Here is a 23480-nt window from a genome sequence, read left to right as displayed (position 1 = left end):
TTTCTACGCGGTTCCACCCACATTAAAACTGTACAAAAAAACAGTTTTCACTCTTTTGGTTATAAAGTAACCGACACTTATACAGTTGTTAATAAAAGTGGTAACTCCAGTAATGGGTAAGCTTTCAGTAATCGTACCCTCCCTGAATAGAACCGAAGTGTTGTCTTTCATGAGTTCATTGAAACATTTATGAAATCATTTTGCAAGACTATTTTGAAAATCTTTTGTTTGGTCCGCTGACAATAACTTCTTTTGAAAGATATCTAACACGCTCCATAATTCGCTGTGCCTTTACTGGCTCTTCTTCTCCACGCTGATTTATAGACAAGTGTTTCTCCAGCTCAGACATAGAAAAGTTAGATGAGAAAAATGTTGGCATATTTTCTTGCATACGATATTGCAATATTACTCCAAGTACTTCATCTCTGATCCAACTAGACATTGAGTCGGCACCAATATCGTCCAACATTAGAACCTCATCCGTTTTGACTTTATTTACTTGCTCAAGAACATTATTTTGCCCAATTGAATTCTTCATTTCAATGGCAAAAGTTGGGAAATGCATAATTGTCGTCTTGATGTCATCTTTGATCAATTCATTTGCAATCGCTCCTAAGAGATATGTTTTACCAACTCCAAAATCACCAGCCAAATACAAGCCAGGAACAAAGTTATCCTGTTTGTGCTCATAATTATCTATAAAGTCTATAGCTGATGCCAAGGCTTCTTGTCTGCCTGCACCATCGTAATCATCAAGAGTTGCTTTTCTAATATCACTAGGCATATTCAATAGAACAAATTTTGACTCATAGCTGCTCTTTTTCTCTTTATTGATTGTCTGTCTATTGGGAGCATATACAACTTCAATATTGTGATTGCTAACCACTAACTGAGGTACATAGCCCTTAGATAATTCGCTAGGGTGCACTTTATGATTGTAGAATTCATAAATACTAGCTGCACTTACCTCAATTGCATCAGGATTGATTTTATCTTTATTTTTATTAATAAAGTTCTGAACATCTTCGTCTTTAAAAGCTTGTTCCATAAGCTGACTATACTTTTTGTCTGAATCTCTAGACTTCAAAAACTCAGATATACTGTTTCCTAATTTTTCCATAGCTAGTTATCCTTACTTCTCATTTTTCTGAGTCTTTCCTGTAATTCTTGTTGTTTTCTTTGGGCCTCATTATTATTAACGGGCTTGGAAGTGACCTTGCTCCAATCTGTACTTTGTTCAACTCGACGGTTATTACGATTATTATTATAACGGCGTTTTGGATTACGTGGCTTGTTTTGAAAATCATGCAATCTTTGTAACGCTTGTTCTGGTGACTCAACGTGATTCTGTTGCCAATCATTAGCCACTGTTTCCATTAATGCAACGGTCAACGTTGGTGAATTCTTCAGAATATAATCAACCATTATATTGAGTACCGCTGGTGACAGATATGTTTTCATTGCCATATCACGCAAAGCCCTTGATTCTGCAGCACCAGTAAATCCACCGCTTTTTTGCTTTTCAGCGGCTAGAAAGTCAGCTGGAGCTAATGACTTTGCTTGTTGTATCAACAAATTATCAGCACGATTGAAATTATGATTGACGGCACCCGTATCTTCAGACTTATTCGCCGAATCGTCTTTATGTTCAGTATTTTTGATTGAAATATTAGCATTTCGTTCAAATCTATCTTGGACAGTCTTTTTTAATCTCACTGGATCAATTTTGTTATTAACGATATCGCAAGTTTGACCAATCAAATTGATCAAAGCAATTTCATCTACACCATAAAAAGCATGCAGATTAATAATCAACTGTTGATTCTCAAGCAGATTGTCCTCACTGATTTTGAATAATTGTTCAATACGTTCGCCGATAAGCTCCCAGTCTAACTGTGAAACCTCAGACTCTTTGATCTCGGGTTGCTTTTTATCTTTAACCTTGGCAAATGCGCCTTGAGCATCATTTACCTCTGATGGAGTATTGATCAAATCTTCATTGCTCAATTGAAATACTTCAAGAAAATCTTTACTGATTTCTTCTGAATCATCCAAAATATCACTTGACTGAGAATACTTCTTTACCAGTTTTTGATAGCTTTGAGCACCAATTTGTTCATACAAAAAGATACTCATTAAATCATCCTTAAAAAATTCAGCTGGAGATAGTGGCTCATACAATTGATAAACAACGTAATCTCCAATATCATCTTTCTTTTCATATGTTCTGATCAATCCCAAAGCTTCTGCTTTAATTCGCTCATTATAAAAAGTTTTGAGGTCAATATCTAATAAACTCATTAATTCAGCATGACTTTGTCGTTCACTAACAAGTTCTTTATTAGGAACTTTTTCCCATAATAACAAATAAATACTGAATGCCCTTGTTCCAAGCAATGGCAAATAAAGATCCGTCAAAACATGACGTTCATAATCGTTTATTTGACCATGCGGAAGGCACCAGTATCCCGTTAGTGGTGTGAACTTTGCTGGGTCATAATTAAACTCTTTGGCCAATTCAACACTTCCTAGTCTTTCTTATCTGTTTTGCTCTCGTTGCCATCATTGGCCATCATTTCTTGAACTTCTTTCATGAACCCATTCATGTCCTTGAATTCACGATAAACACTAGCAAAACGAATATAAGTAACATCATCAACATCAGCAAGTATCTTCATTACATACTCACCGATTGTCTGTGAACCTACCTCGTTTTCGCCTGTGGCCCTTATTTGATTCTCTACCTTATCAACGATTGCATTCATTTGATCAATTGTAACTGGGCGTTTTTCAGCAGCACGCACCAAACCACGCAATAATTTTTCACGACTAAATTCTTCGCGATTACCATTTTTCTTAATTACCAATAACGGCGATTTTTCGATTCTTTCAAAAGTTGTGAAACGTGTTCCACAGTATTCGCATTCTCGTCTACGTCTGATTGCACGACCTTCGTCACTCGGGCGACTGTCGACAACTTTTGATGAATCATGATGACAATGTGGACAAATCATATCATCAGCCTCTTTTCTGTATCATAATTTTTTTAGTAATTCATTGATTTCATTTTTTAAGAAGTTTAAGTCCTTTGAATTATCAATAACATAATCAGATCGACGACGTTTTTCCTCCATCGACATTTGTGAATTGATTTTATTCATTGCAGCTTCTCTATTAATTTTATCACGTTGCATCAAGCGTTCTAATTGAACATCTTGTGGTAAGTAAATGCTAATAACTCCAGAAAAGTATTTTTGATAGTCAGATTCGAATAACAATTGAATTTCAAATATTGTTATTTTATTATCGTGCGATTTACGAACTTGTTTTATTGTATGTAGAATTCGTTTACGAATCAATGGTCCAGTGATATTTGTTAATCTTTTTAGCTGATTTTTATCAGAAAAAACTATTGAACCCAACTTTTTTCGGTTCAAAGAACCATCTGGCAACAATATATTGGAACCAAACTCAGCAACTATTCTCGATAAGCCAACAGTGCCTGGTTCTACGACATCCCTAGCAACCTGATCTGCATCATAAACAACGCAATCATTGTCTCTCAGCAAACCTAGAACAGTAGACTTCCCAGCAGCAATACCACCAGTCAGTCCATAAATCTTACTCATTTCACTACCTGACAATGTGGACAGAAGTGGGTTCCACGTCCGCCAACTTTGATTTTTTCAATATTAGTTCCACACCTTGCACAAGGTGTGCCTTCTTTACCATATGCGTGTAAGAAGTCCTGCATATGACCAGAATGACCAGTTGAATCCAGATATGAACGGACAGTGGAACCACCTTCAGCGATTCCCATTCTCATCTCTTCATCCGAATACTTCATGATGTTTTTAATATCTTCATCACTCATATGATTTGCCGGAGTTTCAGGATGGATCATGGCATTCCACAATACTTCATCAACATAGATATTTCCAAGCCCACTCATAACTGATTGATCCAACAAAACTGTCTTAATATCCTTGCGATGACGCATAATACGAGGTTTCAAATTATCGAAGGTAAATTCATCAGATAGCGGTTCAGGCCCCAACTTAGCAATGGACTTATTCTCAGCTAGATCCGCAGTCCTCCACAATTGCATTCTCCCGAATTTACGAACATCGTTGTAAATCAATTTTTGACCATTATCAAGTGTAAATATAGCATGTGAATGCTTATCAATCATTGCTGGATCACTAGAAACACGATATTTACCTTCCATACGCAAATGGCTAATAATCGTATATCCATTATCCAAATGTATTAACAAAAACTTAGCAAGACGTCCGATATCTTCAATCGTTGTACCAGTAACTATATCGATAAATTGTGATACATCACCAGTAATTAAATTCTGATATCTTATTTCAACACTTGTAATTTTACAACCCTTGATTTGTGAGACTAGTCCTCGTCTGACTGTTTCTACTTCTGGCATTTCAGGCATATTTTTCACCCATTTCATATAAAATTAATTTTTTGAATCTACTTAGCTTCGTACCAGCTCTCACCATGTGCGAATCCAACTTTCAAAGGAACATCAAGTTTAACAGCTGAATCCATGACACTTGGTACTAACTTCTCCAATATTGGAATCTCTGACTTAGGTGCCTCAAAGATCATTTCATCATGTACCTGTAATAGAAGATTTGTTTGTAAATTCTCTTTTTTGATCATCTTCTGCATATTGATCATAGCAACCTTAATAATATCTGCAGCACTACCTTGAATTGGCGTATTCATCGCTGTACGTTGCGCAAAGTTTCTAATATTGAAGTTCTTAGAATGAATATCTGGTAAGTATCTACGACGGTGCATAATTGTTTCAACATAGCCATTTTCACGTGCAAATTTCACAATATCATCCATATATTGCTTAACACCAGGATATTGTTCAAAGTATGAATCAATAAATTGTGCTGCTTCTTTACGAGTTATTCCGATATTTTGGGATAATCCATAATCACTAATTCCGTATACAATACCAAAGTTAGTAGCTTTAGCCTTACGTCTCATATCTGGTGTAACTTCGTCAGTGCTATCGAGTCCAAAAATCCTCATAGCTGTATGTGCATGAATATCGTAATCTTCTTTAAAAGCCTCTTGCATATTCTCATCACCCGAAATATGGGCTAGAACACGCAATTCAACTTGAGAATAATCAGCTGAGAACATTTCCCAATCTTCATTTTGCGGTACAAAAGCCTTACGAATCTGACGTCCTTCATCAATTCTAATAGGAATATTTTGTAGATTAGGTTCAATTGAAGACAATCTTCCTGTCTGGGTTAACGTCTGCTGATAAATCGTGTGAATACGATTATCTGGTTGAATGAACTTCTGTAATCCGACTGCATAAGTAGAATTGATCTTAGAAATTTGGCGATAATCGAGTATCTTTTGTACAACTGGTGATTTGTCCTTAAGCTTTTCAAGTACATCTACCGCTGTTGAATAGCCTGTTTTAGTCTTCTTAATAACAGGTAACTTCAAATCTTCAAACAAGACGACACCCAATTGTTTTGGTGAATTTATGTTGAATTCTTGTCCTGCTTCAGCATAAATTTGTTTTTCAATGTCACTTAATCGTTTTGCAAAATCATTCTGCATTTCTTTTAATCGTGTAGCATCGACTTTGACACCCTTGATCTCCATACTTGCTAAAACAATCGATAATGGTAACTCAATCTCATCATACAAACTATCCTGATCGTTTTTCTTCAATTCAGCCATCATTTTGTCATGTAAAACATCAATAACTTGAGCTTTTTGACATAGGAAGTTCATTAACACTTGTTCGTCCTCAGGAATAACACGTTTTACACCTTTACCATAGAATTCTTCATCATTAGGTAAGTTGTGTCCATAATTCTGAGCAACGATACCGATATCAGTTTTATTGTCATTCGTATCAAGCAAATATGAAACCAATAGCATATCAAAGCTTACACCCGCAAACTCACATCCATAGCGATGTAGTAACGCAATTGTCCTCTTGTTATCGAATACATATTTTTCTTTAGAATCATCCGCTAGCCAATTTTTCAATGTTTCATTTTCTAAAACCGAAATATCAGTTGTTGCATAGTAATTACCTTCACTAGCAATTGCCAATCCAATAATTGATGAAATATGATAATTCTCACCAAAGCTTTCGACAATAACTGTTTGAGGCTTATCTGAAGCAGCAATCTTGTTAATCGCCTCATCATTTAATTCTGAGAATTTAATCTCAGGCAATGCTTCAGCAGTCTCTTCAGGTGCAAAATCCATTTTTTCCAAGAATGAATTGAATCCCATCTTTTGATAGAACTGAATTAATTGTTCTTGATTATCACCACGATATTCGAGATCATCAATTTTCAACTCTACAGGTGCGTCACAATTGATCGTTGCCAATTTCTTACTTAAGAATGCTTGGTCTTTGTCATTGATCAAATGTTCTTTGAGCTTGCTCTTCTTCATTTCATCAACATGTTCATATAGACCTTCCATAGTTCCATATTGAGTCAAAAGTTTGATTGCCGTCTTCTCACCAACTTTTTCAACACCTGGATAGTGATCAGAAGTATCCCCCATCAAACCTTTCATATCAATGATTTGATCTGGTGTAATACCGAGCTTTTCTTTAACATGCTCTGGTGTATAAGCTTCAGTCTCAGTAACACCTTTAACGTTAACTCGAACAGTAACCTTGTCAGTCGTCAATTGTGTTAAGTCTCGATCACCAGTGATAATAGAAACGTCCATGCCCTCAGCTTCACCCTTACGAGACATTGTTCCGATAATGTCATCTGCTTCATAATTCTTCAAGTCATAAGTCTTGATACCACGAAGATTAAGCATTTCTTGGATCAATGGCAATTGTTCCATTAATTCAGGCGGAGTCTTTGCGCGGGTTCCCTTGTAGTCTGAAAACATCTCAGTTCTAAAAGTCGTCTTACCCGCATCAAAAGCTACCAATGCGTGTGTTGGCTTCTCATCCTTCAATATAATATCAAGCATGTTGTTAAAGGCGTACATGGCATTTGTATGGATACCATCCCCTGAAACAAATTTATCTAATACATTGTGCATGGCAAAAAATGCTCTAAATGAAACACTATTTCCATCAATTAAAAGTAACTTTTTGTTTTCCGTCATTTTTTCTCCCATTTTGAACGAAATTATTCTATTCTATTTTAACAAATACTAGAACTTAGTAACAGTTGTTGTAACTATTGATGCTATTAGAACAGCAAAAAAGATACCGTTTAATCGACGATATCTTCATTACAGTTTATTAAAATTTGAATTGAAACTATTATTTCTTAATCAAATACGATTTTTACGAGTTTATCAAGGTATTACATAGTAACAATCACTTAACTAAAACGCCCTTCTTGTAAATCTTTTTATCAGTTTGTGCCACCGCTTCAACACTCTCTAATGGGTTCTCATCTAAAACTAAGAAGTCAGCAAATTTACCTGTATCAAGACTTCCATATTCATCAGAGATTCTCAACAATTCCGCAGCATATTTTGTAGTACCCAATAGTGCCTTATATGGACTGATTCCCAAACCAGTAAATAATGATAATTCATCAGTAGTTCCGTGAACGAATCCATTGAACGGTGTACCGGCGTCAGTACCAACAACAACTTTAACTCCTTTATCGAATGCCATCTTCACGTTCTTAAAGAAATCGCCTTTAACAATATCATTCTTCTTGATCATGTAATCTGGAATTTTACCAACTCCGTACTTATCAATGCTTGCACAAGCGTTCAGAGTTGGAACTAAAAAGACATTGTTTTTCTTCATAAATTCAGCTTGTTTCTCATCAACATAAATACCGTGTTCAATTGAATCTACACCCGCTTCAAGTGAAATCTGAATACCACGATTACCTTGGGCATGAGAAGCAACAGTCATATGTTTAGTGTGAGCTTCTTCAACTGCAACAGCCATCTCACCTTCAGTTAATTCAGTATCATCAACTTGATCAGTTGAAGACATAACACCATCGGTTGCCATAACCTTGATATTTTTGGCACCAAGCTTGAAATTCTCACGGACAGCTTTTCTCATTTCATCCTGTGAATCAATCAAATGTCCCATAGTGCTTTCGCCGTTAAGTCCCTCAGTAAAGTCACCATGTCCACCAGTCATTGTCATTGGACGACCTGAAGGTAGAATCTCTGTCCCCTTCAGCTGACCTTCCTGTTGCAGTTTGGCAAGTTTAATATCGACGTTAAATGCACAGCCACAATCTCTAATATATGTGACACCAGCATGTAGCAGTGTATCTAGATTCTTGAGTGCAGTAAATGTGATTTCTGCTTCTGACAAATATTCAAGTTTGTTAGAAACGGGATTCATCATCAAGTGGGTATGGGCGTTAATCAATCCAGGCATAACGTATTTTCCTTGAAGATCAACTACCTCATCGTCAGAATTTGCAGGAGTACCGACACCAACATCTGTGAGTTTTCCTTTCTCATCAACAGTCATGTAACTGTTATCAATAATTTTGTCATCAGTACCATTAAATAATTTCAAATTTACAAATGTTGTCATCTTAAACGAACTCCTCAATTTTTTAGAATACTTTTACACCTTTTTTGTATACTGACTTATCAACTTGTTGAACTGCTTTTACGTCAGCAACTGGATCATTATCCAATACTAAGAAATCAGCAACCTTACCTTCTTGCAAAGTTCCATATTTATCATCGATGCCCAATAATTTGGCACTGTTTTGTGATGAAGCAAATAGTGCTTGAGTATTTGTTGCTCCAACTTTTGTTAACAATTCAAGTTCATATGGAACGTCCTTGAATCCATTAAATGGAGTTCCAGCATCAGTGCCTAACGCAATTTTTACTCCTGCTTTAATAGCAACTCCAATACGTTTGAAGAATGTATCAATGAACGAATTAGCCTTATCAAGCATGTATTGTGGAAGTTTACCTTCACCATATTCTGGAATCGTATAGGCGGCAATCAACGTTGGAGTTAGATATGTACCTTGTTTTAACATAAGCTGAATATCTTCGTCCGTAATATATGAGCCGTGTTCAACTGAATCAACACCAGCAACAATTGCATTATGAATACCATTTGCACCCTCCGCATGGGCGGCAACTGTCATATGCTTTGAATGTGCCTCCTCAACAGCAACAGCCATTTCAGCTTCAGTCAACTCTGTATCATCGATTTGATCGGTAGCTGACATAACACCACCGGTTGCCATGACTTTGATATTCTTGGCACCCAATTTAAATTCTTGACGAACGGCCTTCCTCATTTCATCTTTGGAATCGACCAAGTTACCCCAAGTTGTCTCGCCATTAAGTCCTTCAGTGAAATCACCATGTCCACCAGTCATACTCATTGGACGCCCAGATGGAAGAATCTCTGTTCCACCTAATTGACCCTCAGCTTGTAATTTAGCAAGTTTAATATCTACATCAAATGCACAACCACAGTCTCTAATATAAGTAACTCCCGTCTTAAGTAATTCCTTCAAATTTTGTAATGCAGTGAATGTAACTTCCGCTTCGGAAAGATAATTCAACTTATTAGAAATAGGGTTCATCATAATATGTGTATGTGCGTTGATCAGTCCAGGCATCACGTATTTATCATCTAAGTCGACAGTTTCATCAGCATCCGGTGCATCGGCTCCAAAGCCAAGATTTGTAATTTCTCCTTTTTCACTATCTACAACGAACCAAGCGTCATCTTGAATCTCCGGCTTATCACCATCAAAAAGTTTAAAGTTCTTATACAATGTATCTGTCATAATCATGCCTCCTGAATTATTGATTAAAATTCTAAGATTCTTTCTAATTATTGTCAATAATAAATTAAAATTTCTATATATTGTTGTGAACAGTGATTTTATATATTTGACGGCATTTCTGCCACATATAAAGGTAAAATTCACATTAATTATTGACACAAAGATTAGAAAAGATTAAGTTTATTTCTAATCTTTATCTAAGATTTAGTTATAAACACACAGGGGGCATTTCATTTATGGAATACATTATTGCTTTTACTATTGTTATGGTATTCATGCTAATTGGTGACTGGATCTCAGCCGCTACCAAAGCATTTATCCCATCTATCTTCATCACAGCGGTCCTATTCACCATTGGATTCTGGACCATTCTTCCAAAGGATATTGTTGCTAAAGCATCATTCAACACATCATTCATTGGAATTGGTATTTCATTGTTGCTTGTCCACCTTGGAACACTTATGAGTCTTAAAGAACTATTGAATCAGTGGAAGGCAGTGTGCATTGCCATCTTAGGGGTTATTGGTACATTGGTTCTCACACTTACAGTTGGAACTTTAATCTTTGACTGGCATACAGTAGTTGCCGCAATTCCACCACTTACCGGAGGACTAGTTGCCGCCTTACTTATGACCAACGGATTAAAGACCGCCGGAATAACATCGCTAGTAGCATTACCAGTATCAATGTTTATTCTGCATTCATTCATCGGTTATCCATTAACATCCCTACTTCTCAGAAAAGAAGGCCACAGATTAGCTGAAGAATTCCGTAGTGGCAAAGGAAAACTCGATCCAAATGCTCCAAAAATGACTGGTGTCGGCGCATCACTTGATACCAATAAACGTATATTGAATTTACCAGAGCAATATCAATCACCAATTTTCATCATCGTTAGAGTCGCCTTAGTGGCTCTACTTGGCAATTGGTTGGCAGGATTAATGAACGGTGCAGTCAACGCCAACGTTATCTGTTTGATTCTAGGAGTTATCGCCCATCAAATTGGATTTTTGGAAGATAACGCTTTGACACGTGCTGGAGTATTCAACTGGTTAATGTATGGTTTACTTGCATACATCTTTGCTCAACTGAGCCTTACCACACCAGATATCATTGCAGGAATCATCGTCCAAATCCTTACATTGATCGTACTTGGGATTCTTGGAATGTTCTTAGCATCATTTGTGTTGGCTAAACCATTTGGTATGAATAGAGCAATGGCATTTGCCTGCTCATTAACCGCCCTATTTGGATTCCCAGCCGACTTCATTTTAACAACCGAAGTTTGTCATACAGTTGCTGAAAATGAAAAGGAAGAAGAGTATCTCACACAAAATATGTTACCTAAGATGTTAGTTGGTGGGTTTGCCACCGTATCAATGGCATCTGTCATTATTGCATCTGTATTTTTAAAATTAATTTAAATTTGAAAATAAAAATAGGGAATACCGCATTTAACGGTATTCCCTATTTTTAATCGTCTAAAACTTTTTCATCAACCCTTCTCAAATAAACAAATATATAACTTATTAACATTATCAAACAAGTACCTAGAACAAACAGCGGTAGGCTCTTAATCGTTCCATTATGCATAATACTAATGATGTACGTTAATAAACTGACAATTAAATAATATCCAAAGCTGAATATTCCACTAGCACTTCCAATGACATCTTCATAACCTTTTAAAGCCAAATTAAGTGCAATTGGTAAAGTTGTGTTCAACCCAACGAATATCATAAAAAATCCAATTATGACAAATATTGATTTATCAAATTGTAAACTGGCTATCAATAACAAACTAGCTAAAGTACTGAATATCAAGCCACTCAATGCTATCGTTTCAGATCTTAAAAAATTGACCAAATAGTTAACCAGTACAGCTCCAATGATACTTGCCAGAGCAAGAGTCATCCCCAAACTGCCATATTGAATAGAAGTATACCCAAAATGCTTGATAAATATAAACGGTGCTTCTGAATAGTAACCGAATAAAATACCATTTATCCCGCCTATTAAAATTCCATATGACCATACCACAGGATCTTTGATGAGAATGATAGTAACCTTGATCAAGGGAATATTCTCTTTCACACTAATATCTTGTGTTTCGGGTAGCCTGTAGAACGAATACAACAATACAAGGACAGCCATAACAATCAGCGTACTGAATACATTTTTATATCCCAGATATGTTTGCACTACCCCGCCAATAAGTGGACCAAAAGCTGGGGACAGTGCCATTGCGGCTTCAACCTTTGAGAACACCTTGGCACCAGTGATTCCCTCAAAACTTTCTCTCATAATTGTTTGAGTTACAACTGAACCAACACTTGCACCAAAAGCTTCGATAAATCTGGATGCCAACAACAAACCAAAACTAGGACTAATCAATAGACCAATATTCCCAATTAAGTATACGGCGATTCCCCAAAGCATGGCTGGTCTTCTACCGACGCAATCAGATAATCTTCCCCAAAACAAAACACCTATAGCAAATGCAACGAAATATATACTCATAGTGAGTTGTGACGATGATGCGCTTATATTCATATTCTTACTAATGCTAGGTAATACTGGTGTAAATATGGATTCACTTATTTGAGGAAATCCTACTAATACAATAATTAATAATAATGATGGTACATTTTTACGGACGTTTTTCATTTTTTTCTCCTAAATATATTACTCTGCTGAAAAACGTCCTTTTCCGTTTGCTGGGACACAAACCATGATGTTACACATGTCCACAGTTTTCACCTAATTTCTTTACAATATGAGTTGTATGATACGTGAAATTTTACTTGTTGGCAAATTAGATCAAAAAAAATAGCGGCTATCATTAATGACAGTCGCTATATAATCTTTATTTTATTGTTGATTAGGATTTAAGTTACTCAAAACTTGTTCATAAGCAGTTTCATACTTTTGAACATCTCCAGCACCCATGAAGATAATAACAGCATTATGGTAATCCAATAATGGTGACATATCTTCAAGTTTTAGAACTTGTCCACCCTTATGAATCTTGTCACCTAAGTCTTTACTTGTAATATCTCCGTGCTTTTCACGGATTGAACCGAAGATACTTGTTAAGTAAACCTCATCAGCAAGATCCAATGACTTAGCAAAGTCATCCATTAAGGCAAGTGTTCTTGTGTAAGTATGTGGTTGGAATACAGCTACTACTTCGCGGTCAGGATACTTTTGTCTTGCGGCATCGATTGTTGCCTTAATTTCCTGTGGATGATGAGCATAGTCATCAATGATAACCATGTCAGCAACTTTTTTCTCACTGAAACGTCTCTTAACACCACTGAATGTTTGTAATTCCTTGTTGATCAAGGCATGGTCAAGATGTTCCATGTGACCAACACCGATTACAGCAAGTGAATTAAGAACATTGTGTTCACCATATAGAGGAATCTCGAAATTACCGATATTCTCACCCTTAATAGTTACATCAAATGATGAACCCTTAACGGTTCTATTGATGTTTGTGGCACGGATATCATCTGATTCATCTAATCCATAATAATAGATTGGAACATCAGCCTTGATAGACTTAGCATGCTTATCTTCACCCCAGATGAAGATACCCTTCTTAGTCTTACGAGATTCTGACTCAAAGGCATCAACAACATCATTAATGCCACCAAAGAAGTAATCTGGGTGATCAAAGTCAATATTTGTGATGATCAAGTAATCTGGTGAGTAGTCTAAGAAGTGACGACGATATTCATCAGCTTCAAAAACGAAGAACTTAGCGTCCTTAACACCCTTACCTGTACCATCACCAATTAAGTATGATGTCTTGGCAATACCACTTAAAGTATGTGCTAAAAGACCAGTTGTACTTGTTTTACCGTGAGATCCAGCAATACCAATTGAAGTATATTCAGAAACTAATTTACCAACCATTTGTGGATATGTAACAACAGGCAAATGCATGTCATTAGCTTTTTTGATTTCAACTTGATCGTCATCAAAAGCATTACCCTTAATAATTGTTAAACCTTCATGAATATTTTCTTCATCAAAAGGCATGATCTTGATGCCAGCTTGTTCAAGTCCTCTTTGTGTAAATGTGTATTTATCAATATCTGAACCTTGAACTTCATATCCTAAATCTTTTAAGATAAGTGCCAATGCGCTCATCCCTGTACCTTTAATACCAACGAAATGATAGACTGTATTTTCTTTCATGATTACTCCTAATCGAACATTTTTTCTGCTTTATCAAAATCAAATGCTTGTCCAGCAACGCCTTGTTCAAGCACCAAAATACCACGCTTCTTAGGTGCATTAGGAATTCCAAGTTCTTTAGCAGAACAAATCATTCCATAACTATCTACTCCACGTAGTTCACCTGGCCAAATTTCACTACCAGTAGGCATAACTGCACCTGGTAATGCTACTACAACTAATTGGCCTTGTTCAATGTTTGGTGCACCACAGACGATTTGAACTGGCTTATCTAAGCCAACATCAGTTTGTGTAATGTGCAAGTGATCTGAATCGGGATGTTCCTTCATCTCATCAACATGACCGATAACAAACTTAGGCTTGTCATCAGCTTCTAATTTGTTGGAAAAACCGGCTGCAGAAAGTTTTTGGTTAAGCACTGCAACTTGATCGGCATTAAGGAATACTTGTCCCTTAGTGTCCAATCCTAGTTCCTTGGCTAGACCAAAAAAATTGAAACCAATGGCTTCATTAGTTTCATCATTATAAATTCTTACAATGCTGTCTTTTTTTTCTACTGCTTGTGTAACACCAGCATCATCTGCTAGCTCAACGATTAAAATGTCGCCTAGGACATCTGGATTATAAAAACTTAATAGCATTATTTCCTCACTCAAATTTATTTGTTAACTACAGAGTTAATAAAGGTCTCAACTTCTTCTTTAGTTTTACGATCTTTATTTACTAGTCTACCAATTTCTTTGCCATTTTCAATGATAACAAAGCTAGGAATTCCCATAATTTCCAATTCTTGAGCAATTTCCATATTATTATCACGATTAAAGCTTATCCATTCAAAATCTGAGTATTCAGCTTCAAGTTCAGGAAGTTTAGGTTCAATAAACTTACAATCTGGGCACCAGTCAGCGTGGAAGAACAAAATAAACTTGCCTTCTTTAGTAACTTGATGCCAATCTTCTACATTATAATCTTCAAAATTTTTCATAATTTATTTCACCTCTCCTTATTAAGATACTTTTTCTTGACCAATGGGTCAATTTAAATGTTCTTAGCTAGGGAATTAATATATAATAGTGTTAATATATGATTAAAACAAACATCAAGGAGTGATTTTATTATGAGTAAAAAAGGTATCGGTTCAGTACTAGTTGTAGGTACAGCACTTGTTGCAGGAGCTGCTGCTACAGTTTTAGTAAAGCATCACCTAGATAGTGAGAAGATCATTGCTAAAGTTAAATCTGTTCTTGGCGAGGATAGTAAAGTTATCGGCTCATGGGTTGAACCTTTCTACCAACGCGTAAATGTTAATGGACAAGCTTCTTGGGGCATCGTTGGCGGCGTTACAACTATGGACGACTTCGATGTTGCTCAATACCACTTCATCGCCGACGCTGTAACAGGCGAACTACTAAACATTAAAAAGGTTCAATAATTCAATATAACTATTCAAAACTGGCTTTCAGGTAATTAATCCTGAAGCCTTTTTTACTGAATTTTTCTTCATATTCAGTCGGAATATTGTGTTCATTCAAAGCTTCGTCATTATGCAGATCCAAAGAAATCTCTTCGAACTTCATACCAAAGTTATTCATACTTATAAGTGAATATTCGAATAATCCTTGGTTATCTGTCTTAAATTGAATGTATCCATCCTTGTTCAATACATATTTGTATTGCTCTAAGAATGACTTATATGTCAAACGACGCTTCTCATGACGAGTCTTTGGCCACGGATCAGAAAAATTGAGATACATACCAGTAATCTCATCTTCCGCGAATAAATCAAATAAATTAGCACCATTGGCTAATAACAATTGCAAGTTGGGAAGCTTATTCTCAACTTGTTTTTTTAGTAGCAAAGCAATTGCTCCTTCTTGAACTTCCATCGCAATGTAGTTATTCTGAGGGTTTTGCTTAGCTAGTTCAGTAATAAAGCCACCCTTTCCTGAACCTAGTTCAAGAAATAGTGGTTGTTTTTTTTCAAATCTATCCTGCCATTTACCGGCCATATTCTCAGGCTGAACTGAAATCAGATCCAAATTGTCATTGATCATGTCTTTTGCCCAAGGTTTGTTTCTAAGTCTCATAAAATCTAGTACACTCCATCTATATATTTTTTCAATTGTTTTGGCATATAAAAATAGCTAACAAACACTAATACCGCAAGTCCGGCGGCAATAATTATCAATCCATTCATGCTCAATCCAAATTTGTAGATCAATGCAATCGCACTGACTACCCATTGAATACACAACACAAATGCACTTAATTTGGTGAAATCGCCAATTTTGTCCTTGCTGGATACCGGATATAATTTTTGCATCATATTAAGCATTACATCCTTAAAGTACGGTTTCAACTGGAAACCAACTAAATAGATAAACAACATCTCTACAATTAAGGAAATGTAAAAATTGTCGATCAAAGCAAGCATCAGTGCTTGAATAATTGTCAAACGTAAGAACAAACCGATATACTCATTATTTCTAACAAATCCTCGTGCGAATAAATACAAATATGTATTCTTTTGAACTGGTTTGATTCCATTAAATAAGAAGTCCAGCCACTTACGACGTTTGATTTTGCTATTAACGCCTGGTACATCAGTAAATAAGTTGTAGAATCTCTTAACTCTAAACATTCTTTGGTTCTCATCCGCAATAGCTTGTTGCCATTGTAGTTGACCCGCATTACATATCTTTTTGTTTTGAGATTCCGTATATCCAAAAGCTACGATACCTACTATTAAAGTAAGCGAACTAAATAAGTATACAGAAACTACTAGTGAAATTAATAGTATTATATTAAAAATTAATTTTGAGCTCATACCAGAAATATGGTTTTTCCCATAAATATTGAACATTTCCAAGTTAAGAAATGTCAATTTGAAGAAAACCAGTCCAACCGCAATCACAACAATATCAAATATACTCATCCCCGCTGCTGTAAATGCAAACGGTGATAACAAAAAGTTGACTATTACGATTGCTACTACAGGCAACATAATACTGTAATTTCTTGCAGATTTGAAATACTGGTAAAACTCTCTTTCTTTTACTAATAAGAAAGTACTATCTGGATCTTCTAATAATGTTGCAACTTTCCCTACTTGGGTAATTAATAGAAGAAATAATATAACTATTGGTTTACCTATTACTAATTCGTTTTTGATTGTTCCAAGCAAATTTGAATACCAAAAACCTAATGCACCAATTAAAACAATGAACGCTAAAACAAAATTATCATTAAAAATCAATCTTAAATATTTGAACTGATCAAGTTGATGTCTTCTTAATCTATTTTTCCAAAGTTCACTCATTATAAGTCCTCATTTGACATCTTAATGTAGATATCATCAAGATTAGCATCTTTCATATCAAACTTGTCTTTTAGTTGATCCAGAGTTCCATCAGCTCGTACTTGACCGTGATTAAGTAGAACAAACTTGTCGGCATGGTTTTGAACAGTTGCCAAAATATGGGTAGACATCAACACTGAACACCCCGCCTGCTTCTTTTCTTCAACTATATTCAATAAATCATTTACAGCTAAAGGATCAAGACCGGTAAATGGTTCATCTATAATAAATAGTCTTGCATCGGTCATGAAGGCACAAACAATCATAACCTTCTGTTTCATACCCTTAGAAAAATTCTGAGGGAACCAATCTAATTTGTTGTCTAATCTAAATGTCTTCAACAATTCACTGGCATTATTCCATGTGGCATCATGATCAAGTCCATAAGCCATAATGGTCATATCGATGTGTTCTCTTAATGTCAATTCAGGGTATAAGATTGGCATTTCGGGAACATATGCAATCTTTTTACGATATGCCTCTACGTTATCATGTAAACTCATACCATCAATGAGGATTTGACCGCCACGTGGTGTTAATAACCCAATGATGTGTTTGATAGTTGTTGATTTACCGGCACCATTTAACCCGATAAGTCCGACAACTTGACCATTTTCAACTGTAAATGTTTCTTTCTTTAATACTGAAACTTGACCGTAACCACCGGTCAATTCTTTTATCTCTAAAGTCATGGATAAACCACCTATTGTCTGTTTTTAGTTTCTTAGTTATGATAGCATGTTAATTAATATTATATGTTTTTTGAAAGGAGATTTTTGTATGGACGATTGCATTTTTTGCAAAATAATTAATAATGAAATTCCTAGTACTACTATTTACGAGGATGACGATATTAAAGCATTCTTCGATATTTCTCAAGTAACTCCTGGACACACTTTGGTAGTTCCTAAGAAACATGTTCAAAACATCTTCGAATACGATGAAGAACTAGCTCAAAAAGTATTCAAGAAGATTCCCATGATTGCTCGTGCAATCAAAGAATCAAATCCCGACATCATTGGTATGAATATTTGCCAAAATAATGGTGAAATTGCATATCAAAGTGTCATGCATTCACACTTCCACCTAGTACCTCGTTACTCCAAAGATGACGACTTCTCAATGCACTGGGGCGACAATACTGGCAAAGCTTCAAATGAAGAGTTGCAAGAACGCGCTGATAAGATCAAACAAAACTTGGAGGGTTAAGATGAAATTTTTTGCAGGATTCGTAATCGGAACTATTTCAGGTGCAGCGATACAAATTATTCAATCACAAAAAACTACGTCTACCCTCAATAGTAACAAGTTATTCAATAATATAAAAGATTTAAAAGACACATTGATTGAACTAAAAGACAATATGTCCATAGTGCCAGAAGTTGTTTCTGGTATACAATCTGATATATCAAATTACGCAGAGGACATCGCTCCTGACGTTGAAAAGCTCAAAGATTCAATTTCTGAAATGCAAAACAATGTTTCAGAATTACAAAACATTAGTAAGTAATTTATGAATTTTTTGTGATTTTTTCATCAATAGATTAACTATTTCAGTAATTTTATGGTAGTCTTTTCAATTGAAGACATATTAAATAAGGATGTGTAAAGGATGAACAAACGTTTGACAAAATGGGTTCTAGCTTTGGCTGGCCTATTGATGGTAACAGTTGTTGCTGGTTGTTCTGGTAACAAAACAGTTGCTACATTAAAGGGTGGAAGAATTACCCAAGAAGAATACTACAAAGAAATGAAGAGTTCTTCATCTGGTAAGCAAACACTTCAAACAATGATCATTACCAAAGCTCTCGAAAGTCAATATGGTAAAGATGTTTCAACTAAGCAAGTAGACAAAGAATACAACAAATACAAGAGCCAATATGGTTCTTCATTCAGTTCTATTCTTTCACAAAACGGTATGACTACTGCTCAATTCAAGAAGAACATTCGTACTAACCTTCTTACAAAGGTAGCTTTGAAGAAGAATAAGACAGTTACAAATGCTCAACTTAAGAAAGAATGGAAATCATATCAACCTAAGATTACTGTTTCACAAATCTTAGTTGCCAAGAAAGACACTGCTACAGAAGTTATCGGTAAACTTCAAAACGGTGAAGATTTCAGCAAACTTGCTAAGAAGTATTCAACAGATTCAGCCACAAAGAACAATGGTGGTAAGATGGATGCCTTTGACAACGATAGTACAAGCGTTGACTCAGACTTTAAGACAGCCGCATACAAACTTGACAAAGTTGGCGACTACACAACAGAACCTGTTAAGACTAGTTATGGTTACAGCATCATCAAACTTGACAAGAAACCTGCCAAGGGTAAGATGAGCGATCACACAGCAGAGCTTAAATCTAAGATTTATGCTAGCTGGATGCAAGATTCAACTGTAATGCAAAAAGTTATTTCTAAGGTATTGAAGAAAGCTAATGTATCTATCAAGGATAGCGATTTGAAAGATGTTCTTTCAGGATATGTTTCATCATCAAATTCTTCTAAATAATTAGACAAATTAAAAGAGCTCGATTTTTAAAATCGAGCTCTTTTTTTGTTTGGAGTTTACGGGTACAAGATATTTTATCTACCGTGTGGACCGATTCCGTGGTTGATGAAATATCTTGTACCCTACGGCTGAGTAACTTCTTACTTTTAAAATTTAATCCATATAAAACACGATAACAACATAGCCGGAGGAACCCCCCACTTATGAATGCTTATAAAACGAACGATTATCTAATCCAAAGATACGTTCTGAAAAACTACCTTTTTCTGTTTTATCGAGCGCCTTAGTAATCATATTAATATCAGCATCCATAACATCAATATTATGTAATACTTCAGCTTCCAATAACTTAGGACGTTCAGGTGAACCGTACTCAAGCAAGCCGTGATGTGACAATACCATGTGTCTCAACAATATCATGTCTTCCGATTCGAGACTAATGTCCATTTCTTGGGCAGCTTTAACTATTTCCTCATCAACAATAGTTATGTGTCCCAACATGTTACCTTCAAAAGTATATTCAATATCCAGATTACCAGACAATTCAATTGTCTTACCTAGATCATGCAAACATGCTCCTGCAATCAATAATGCACGGTCAATTTGAGGATATTGGTCGGCAATATGTTGAGCCTGTCTGACCATACTCAAAGTATGATATGCAAGTCCACCTTGAAAATCATGATGGTTACTTTTGGCAGCAGCACTAGTAAAGAATTGGTCGTGATATTTTTTAAATAAATATCTGACAATTCTGTTCCAGGCACCATTAGTTATCTCAAGAAAAATATCATCGAAGTCACTTTCCATATCTGCACGTTTGATTGGTGCTGTCTGAACAAACTGCGACATGTCAACTGTTTCAGAATCAAGTACACCCAAATGGTTAATGATTATCTGTGGTTTACCTTGATAAATATCTCTTTTACCATCTAATTGAACGACAGTTCCAATTTTAAATGTTTTGGCGTTTTCTTCATTAGCATCCCAATATTTACCAGGAATTTGACCAGACTTGTCTTCAAAAACCAGTGATAAAAAGTTTTTACCATTTTTGGCTAAACGAAAATCAGACTTTTTAATAACTGCTTCCAAACTCATTGTTTCGCCATTTTTGTAATCAATAATTTTTTTTGCCATTAGCTACCTCTCTCTACGTTAATCACGTGATTCTTTGGTAAATCAACTGTCATATTGGCTGTGACATAAATGATCTGATTTACTTTTGATACTTCCTTAACAAGTTCGAACATATTACCAGTTCTTATTTTATCAAAATCGACAAATGCATCATCAATTAAAATTGGCAGATCTACTAAATCAGATATTTCAGATACAAATGCCATTCTTAAAGAGATATAAAGTTGAACCGTAGTTGCTTTTGACAGTTCATGGACATCAAATTTGGTTTTATCTTGACGAGTGACCTTTAAATTACGCTTATTAGCCAGGCTGCTAAACTCTATATCAATATAATTATTATTAGTTAGTAAACTAAAGTACTTACTAGCACGATCTAGCATTTTTGGATAGCGATTCTCACTGGCCGCATTAAGCATCTGATGAATCCACTTACTTGATAGTTTATCAGCAAGCCATTCGTCATACAATTCTATTATATCCGACTTATTCTGAGCTAATTCATCGATAAGATTCTGATACTCTTGATTATCAAACATTTGCTTACGCTGATTCTTTAGAGAACCAACTTGTCTATTAAGTTTGTTATTCTGAATAGATAACTCATTCAATTTCTGTTCAGCATTCACCAATTGATCTTTTAACGAGTTCAAATTTGAATATTCCTGTAATTTTGCAATATCATCACCAAGAACTGCCTTATTCCTATCGATGGCATCAATAATTTTCTTGTTATCGATCTGTTTCGTGTGATGTCTGGTAAATCCATCAAAATCTGAAACTGAATATTTGGCAAGAATATATTTTAGCTGACCAACAAGCTCAGTAATTTTATCGAAGTTAGATTTTTGAGATTGCTTTAATTCCGAATTACTCTTCTCAATCATTTCAGATCTTGTTTGAATATTCTGCAGTTTACTAAAGTAATCATCAATTGCCTGAGCATAATCATCATCCCCAGAAATCAACAAGTCATAATTATTAAGATAATTCTTCCACTTGTTCAATTCAATTTTGACATTCGCCAATGTATTCTCAATTGCATTTTGCTTATTCCGAAGACTATATATCTGAAGAATCACTGGCTGCAATGATTTGACCTGTTCAATAGACATCCCTTGATATCCCTTATCCACCAAAAATGGAAAACGCTCATCGATATCGGTAGGAACTCGAACTTTTGATCCATTGCTTTGCTGATAATAAATGAATCCTAATCCAGCAATGGCAACAATTGCCCCAATAATTCTTAAGAAGCCTGATGTAAATAATGCCAGTAATATGCCAATTACTGACACAACTGCTAACGGTATATTCAATGGTGTTTTAACAGGATCAGCATCAAATTGACGGTTTAACTTACTCATCTCGTCTTCTGTCAGCATCCTCATTTTTTCATCGTACTGAGGATTAGAAGAGATCAAATTATCAATCTGTAAATCGTTGCTCTTCAATTGTTCGTTCGAGTTATGCTTTTGATATTGTAGATCTCTGATACTATTCTTCTTAGCGCTCAAGTAATCCAGATCATTTTTGTTTATTTGATAATTCTTCAATATCCGTTCTTCAGTGTCGCTGAGGTGACTCATCTCAACAGAACTTTTGTTTTGTTGAAGAATTGTCAATTCTTGATTTGTTTTCAGAGCCTGCTCCCAGTCTTCATCTGAAATAGGATTGTCCAATTTATTATCATGCTGTATCTGTTGAAGATACTCACTATACTTGGGCCATTTTTGATAAAGTCTTTGCAAGTCACTTTTTTGCTTCTGAGCAATTTGGAACTCTTGATTATTATTATCAAACATTTCTTCAGTCTGGCTTACTTGACCATTGATCTGTTGGTAGGCAGTTTGCTGATTTGCAAACTCTGATTTTTTAGATATTAACGTTTTACGTCGATCGATTGCTTCCGACAATGGTTGTTTGCGTCCACGCGGCTTATAAGTCTCATCAGCTGACGATTCAAGCTGATCGGCGGTCAGTAGCCATTCTTTGCTTCCAACAGCTCCTACAGCTAGAATTTCAGTTTCTAACTGTTCTTCATCTAACTTATAAATAGACAAAATATTATTATCATCAATCACATGGGTATCTTCAAAATCTTCCTTGGTGAACCCTCTGGTTATCTTATCTGCAAGCAGATTCTCCGGAACCTGTTGATCTCCTCTATACAGCATCAGGTCTCCACCCGATTTACCATCTACACGCTTTACGGTCCAAACAGTGCCATCATCATCTCTAAATTGTAGTTCACCACCGTAACTATTCGCCTGCTTAGGCTTGTACTGTTGGTATTTATCATCCCCACGGGCAGTAGCAAATCCGAACAGAATACTTTTTATAAAGGTCAATAGAGTAGTTTTACCAGCCTCGTTCGGACCAAAAATAACTTGATAGTCTGAATTAAAATCAAATTCTTTATCGACCCATTTTCCGAAACCGTAAATTTTAACTTTAGTTAATTTCACGA

22 protein-coding genes are annotated in these 23480 nt (G+C 35.6%); 5 read left to right on the top strand and 17 right to left on the bottom strand.

All coding sequences use genetic code 11. From position 1 onward, the window contains the following. Positions 1-208 precede the first annotated feature (208 nt). The 8 genes from dnaI to EKM66_RS01460 form a co-directional block, all read right to left on the bottom strand. On the bottom strand, positions 209-1120 hold the full coding sequence (dnaI, locus tag EKM66_RS01495) for a primosomal protein DnaI (RefSeq protein ID WP_125760976.1): 912 nt from the start codon (positions 1118-1120) through the stop codon (positions 209-211). Between the two features lie 2 nt (positions 1121-1122). After that, a complete protein-coding gene (locus EKM66_RS01490; protein WP_125760974.1) occupies positions 1123-2517 on the bottom strand; it encodes a DnaD domain protein in 1395 nt (464 codons plus the stop codon). 11 nt (positions 2518-2528) lie between these two features. Continuing rightward, the gene (gene nrdR, locus EKM66_RS01485) at positions 2529-3014 is read right to left on the bottom strand and encodes a transcriptional regulator NrdR (protein WP_125760972.1); all 486 of its coding nucleotides are present in this window, start codon (positions 3012-3014) and stop codon (positions 2529-2531) included. Positions 3015-3035: 21 nt separating this feature from the next. Continuing rightward, positions 3036-3629 (bottom strand): dephospho-CoA kinase, encoded by a 594-nt coding sequence (coaE, locus tag EKM66_RS01480; RefSeq protein ID WP_125760970.1) that lies wholly within the window; start codon positions 3627-3629, stop codon positions 3036-3038. Continuing rightward, the gene (mutM, locus tag EKM66_RS01475) at positions 3626-4453 is read right to left on the bottom strand and encodes a bifunctional DNA-formamidopyrimidine glycosylase/DNA-(apurinic or apyrimidinic site) lyase (protein WP_125761300.1); all 828 of its coding nucleotides are present in this window, start codon (positions 4451-4453) and stop codon (positions 3626-3628) included. Before mutM ends, coaE begins: the two co-directional genes overlap by 4 nt. Before the next feature lie 38 nt (positions 4454-4491). Beyond that, the gene (gene polA / locus EKM66_RS01470) at positions 4492-7149 is read right to left on the bottom strand and encodes a DNA polymerase I (protein WP_125760967.1); all 2658 of its coding nucleotides are present in this window, start codon (positions 7147-7149) and stop codon (positions 4492-4494) included. A 217-nt stretch (positions 7150-7366) separates the two neighbouring features. Further along, on the bottom strand, positions 7367-8566 hold the full coding sequence (locus EKM66_RS01465) for a metal-dependent hydrolase family protein (RefSeq protein ID WP_125760965.1): 1200 nt from the start codon (positions 8564-8566) through the stop codon (positions 7367-7369). A 22-nt stretch (positions 8567-8588) separates the two neighbouring features. Beyond that, positions 8589-9794 carry a metal-dependent hydrolase family protein gene (locus EKM66_RS01460; protein WP_125760963.1) on the bottom strand — a complete coding sequence of 402 codons (1206 nt, stop codon included), beginning with the start codon at positions 9792-9794 and terminating at the stop codon, positions 8589-8591. A gap of 236 nt (positions 9795-10030) precedes the next feature. On the opposite strand from EKM66_RS01460, the gene EKM66_RS01455 reads away from it, so the two are divergent. Then, complete coding sequence (locus EKM66_RS01455) at positions 10031-11218, top strand: hypothetical protein (RefSeq protein WP_125760961.1); 1188 nt, start codon at positions 10031-10033, stop codon at positions 11216-11218. Between the two features lie 49 nt (positions 11219-11267). On the opposite strand, the gene EKM66_RS01450 is transcribed toward EKM66_RS01455, so the two are convergent. The 4 genes from EKM66_RS01450 to EKM66_RS01435 form a co-directional block, all read right to left on the bottom strand. Beyond that, positions 11268-12461, bottom strand: a complete 1194-nt coding sequence (locus EKM66_RS01450; RefSeq protein WP_125760959.1) for a multidrug effflux MFS transporter — start codon at positions 12459-12461, stop codon at positions 11268-11270. A gap of 204 nt (positions 12462-12665) precedes the next feature. Further along, positions 12666-14000, bottom strand: a complete 1335-nt coding sequence (gene murC, locus EKM66_RS01445; RefSeq protein ID WP_125760956.1) for a UDP-N-acetylmuramate--L-alanine ligase — start codon at positions 13998-14000, stop codon at positions 12666-12668. 8 nt (positions 14001-14008) lie between these two features. Further along, positions 14009-14641: a YtpR family tRNA-binding protein gene (gene ytpR, locus EKM66_RS01440; protein ID WP_125760954.1), complete on the bottom strand. Its 633-nt coding sequence runs from the start codon at positions 14639-14641 to the stop codon at positions 14009-14011. Positions 14642-14658: 17 nt separating this feature from the next. Beyond that, on the bottom strand, positions 14659-14985 hold the full coding sequence (locus EKM66_RS01435) for a thioredoxin family protein (RefSeq protein WP_125760952.1): 327 nt from the start codon (positions 14983-14985) through the stop codon (positions 14659-14661). Between the two features lie 132 nt (positions 14986-15117). Between EKM66_RS01435 and EKM66_RS01430 the strand changes: the two genes are divergently transcribed. Further along, positions 15118-15432: a hypothetical protein gene (locus tag EKM66_RS01430; protein WP_125760950.1), complete on the top strand. Its 315-nt coding sequence runs from the start codon at positions 15118-15120 to the stop codon at positions 15430-15432. Positions 15433-15442: 10 nt separating this feature from the next. Here the strand turns inward: EKM66_RS01430 and trmB are convergent, their stop codons facing one another. From trmB to EKM66_RS01415, 3 genes are read right to left on the bottom strand one after another with little or no spacing between them, the layout of a single operon-like run. After that, positions 15443-16087, bottom strand: a complete 645-nt coding sequence (gene trmB, locus EKM66_RS01425; protein WP_125760948.1) for a tRNA (guanosine(46)-N7)-methyltransferase TrmB — start codon at positions 16085-16087, stop codon at positions 15443-15445. 5 nt (positions 16088-16092) lie between these two features. After that, on the bottom strand, positions 16093-17319 hold the full coding sequence (locus tag EKM66_RS01420; RefSeq protein ID WP_125760946.1) for an ABC transporter permease: 1227 nt from the start codon (positions 17317-17319) through the stop codon (positions 16093-16095). Continuing rightward, positions 17319-18050: an ABC transporter ATP-binding protein gene (locus EKM66_RS01415; RefSeq protein WP_125760944.1), complete on the bottom strand. Its 732-nt coding sequence runs from the start codon at positions 18048-18050 to the stop codon at positions 17319-17321. The genes EKM66_RS01420 and EKM66_RS01415 overlap by 1 nt, the downstream gene beginning before the upstream one ends. Before the next feature lie 88 nt (positions 18051-18138). On the opposite strand from EKM66_RS01415, the gene EKM66_RS01410 reads away from it, so the two are divergent. The 3 genes from EKM66_RS01410 (at position 18139) to EKM66_RS01400 (ending at position 19870) form a co-directional block, all read left to right on the top strand. Next, positions 18139-18567: an HIT family protein gene (locus EKM66_RS01410; RefSeq protein WP_125760942.1), complete on the top strand. Its 429-nt coding sequence runs from the start codon at positions 18139-18141 to the stop codon at positions 18565-18567. A 1-nt stretch (position 18568) separates the two neighbouring features. Continuing rightward, the gene (locus EKM66_RS01405; RefSeq protein ID WP_125760940.1) at positions 18569-18868 is read left to right on the top strand and encodes a hypothetical protein; all 300 of its coding nucleotides are present in this window, start codon (positions 18569-18571) and stop codon (positions 18866-18868) included. A 114-nt stretch (positions 18869-18982) separates the two neighbouring features. Next, complete coding sequence (locus EKM66_RS01400) at positions 18983-19870, top strand: peptidylprolyl isomerase PrsA (protein ID WP_164505017.1); 888 nt, start codon at positions 18983-18985, stop codon at positions 19868-19870. A gap of 201 nt (positions 19871-20071) precedes the next feature. Here the strand turns inward: EKM66_RS01400 and EKM66_RS01395 are convergent, their stop codons facing one another. Together EKM66_RS01395 and EKM66_RS01390 are read right to left on the bottom strand one after the other, a co-directional pair. Continuing rightward, complete coding sequence (locus tag EKM66_RS01395) at positions 20072-21010, bottom strand: 3'-5' exoribonuclease YhaM family protein (protein ID WP_125760936.1); 939 nt, start codon at positions 21008-21010, stop codon at positions 20072-20074. Further along, positions 21010-23478: an ATP-binding protein gene (locus EKM66_RS01390; protein WP_164505006.1), complete on the bottom strand. Its 2469-nt coding sequence runs from the start codon at positions 23476-23478 to the stop codon at positions 21010-21012. Before EKM66_RS01390 ends, EKM66_RS01395 begins: the two co-directional genes overlap by 1 nt. Positions 23479-23480 lie beyond the last annotated feature (2 nt).

The sequence above is a fragment of the Companilactobacillus hulinensis genome (assembly GCF_003946555.1).
Lineage (GTDB): Bacteria > Bacillota > Bacilli > Lactobacillales > Lactobacillaceae > Companilactobacillus > Companilactobacillus hulinensis.
The sequence above is the reverse complement of the archived record's forward strand: the minus strand, read 5'-3'. Positions and strand labels throughout refer to the sequence as shown.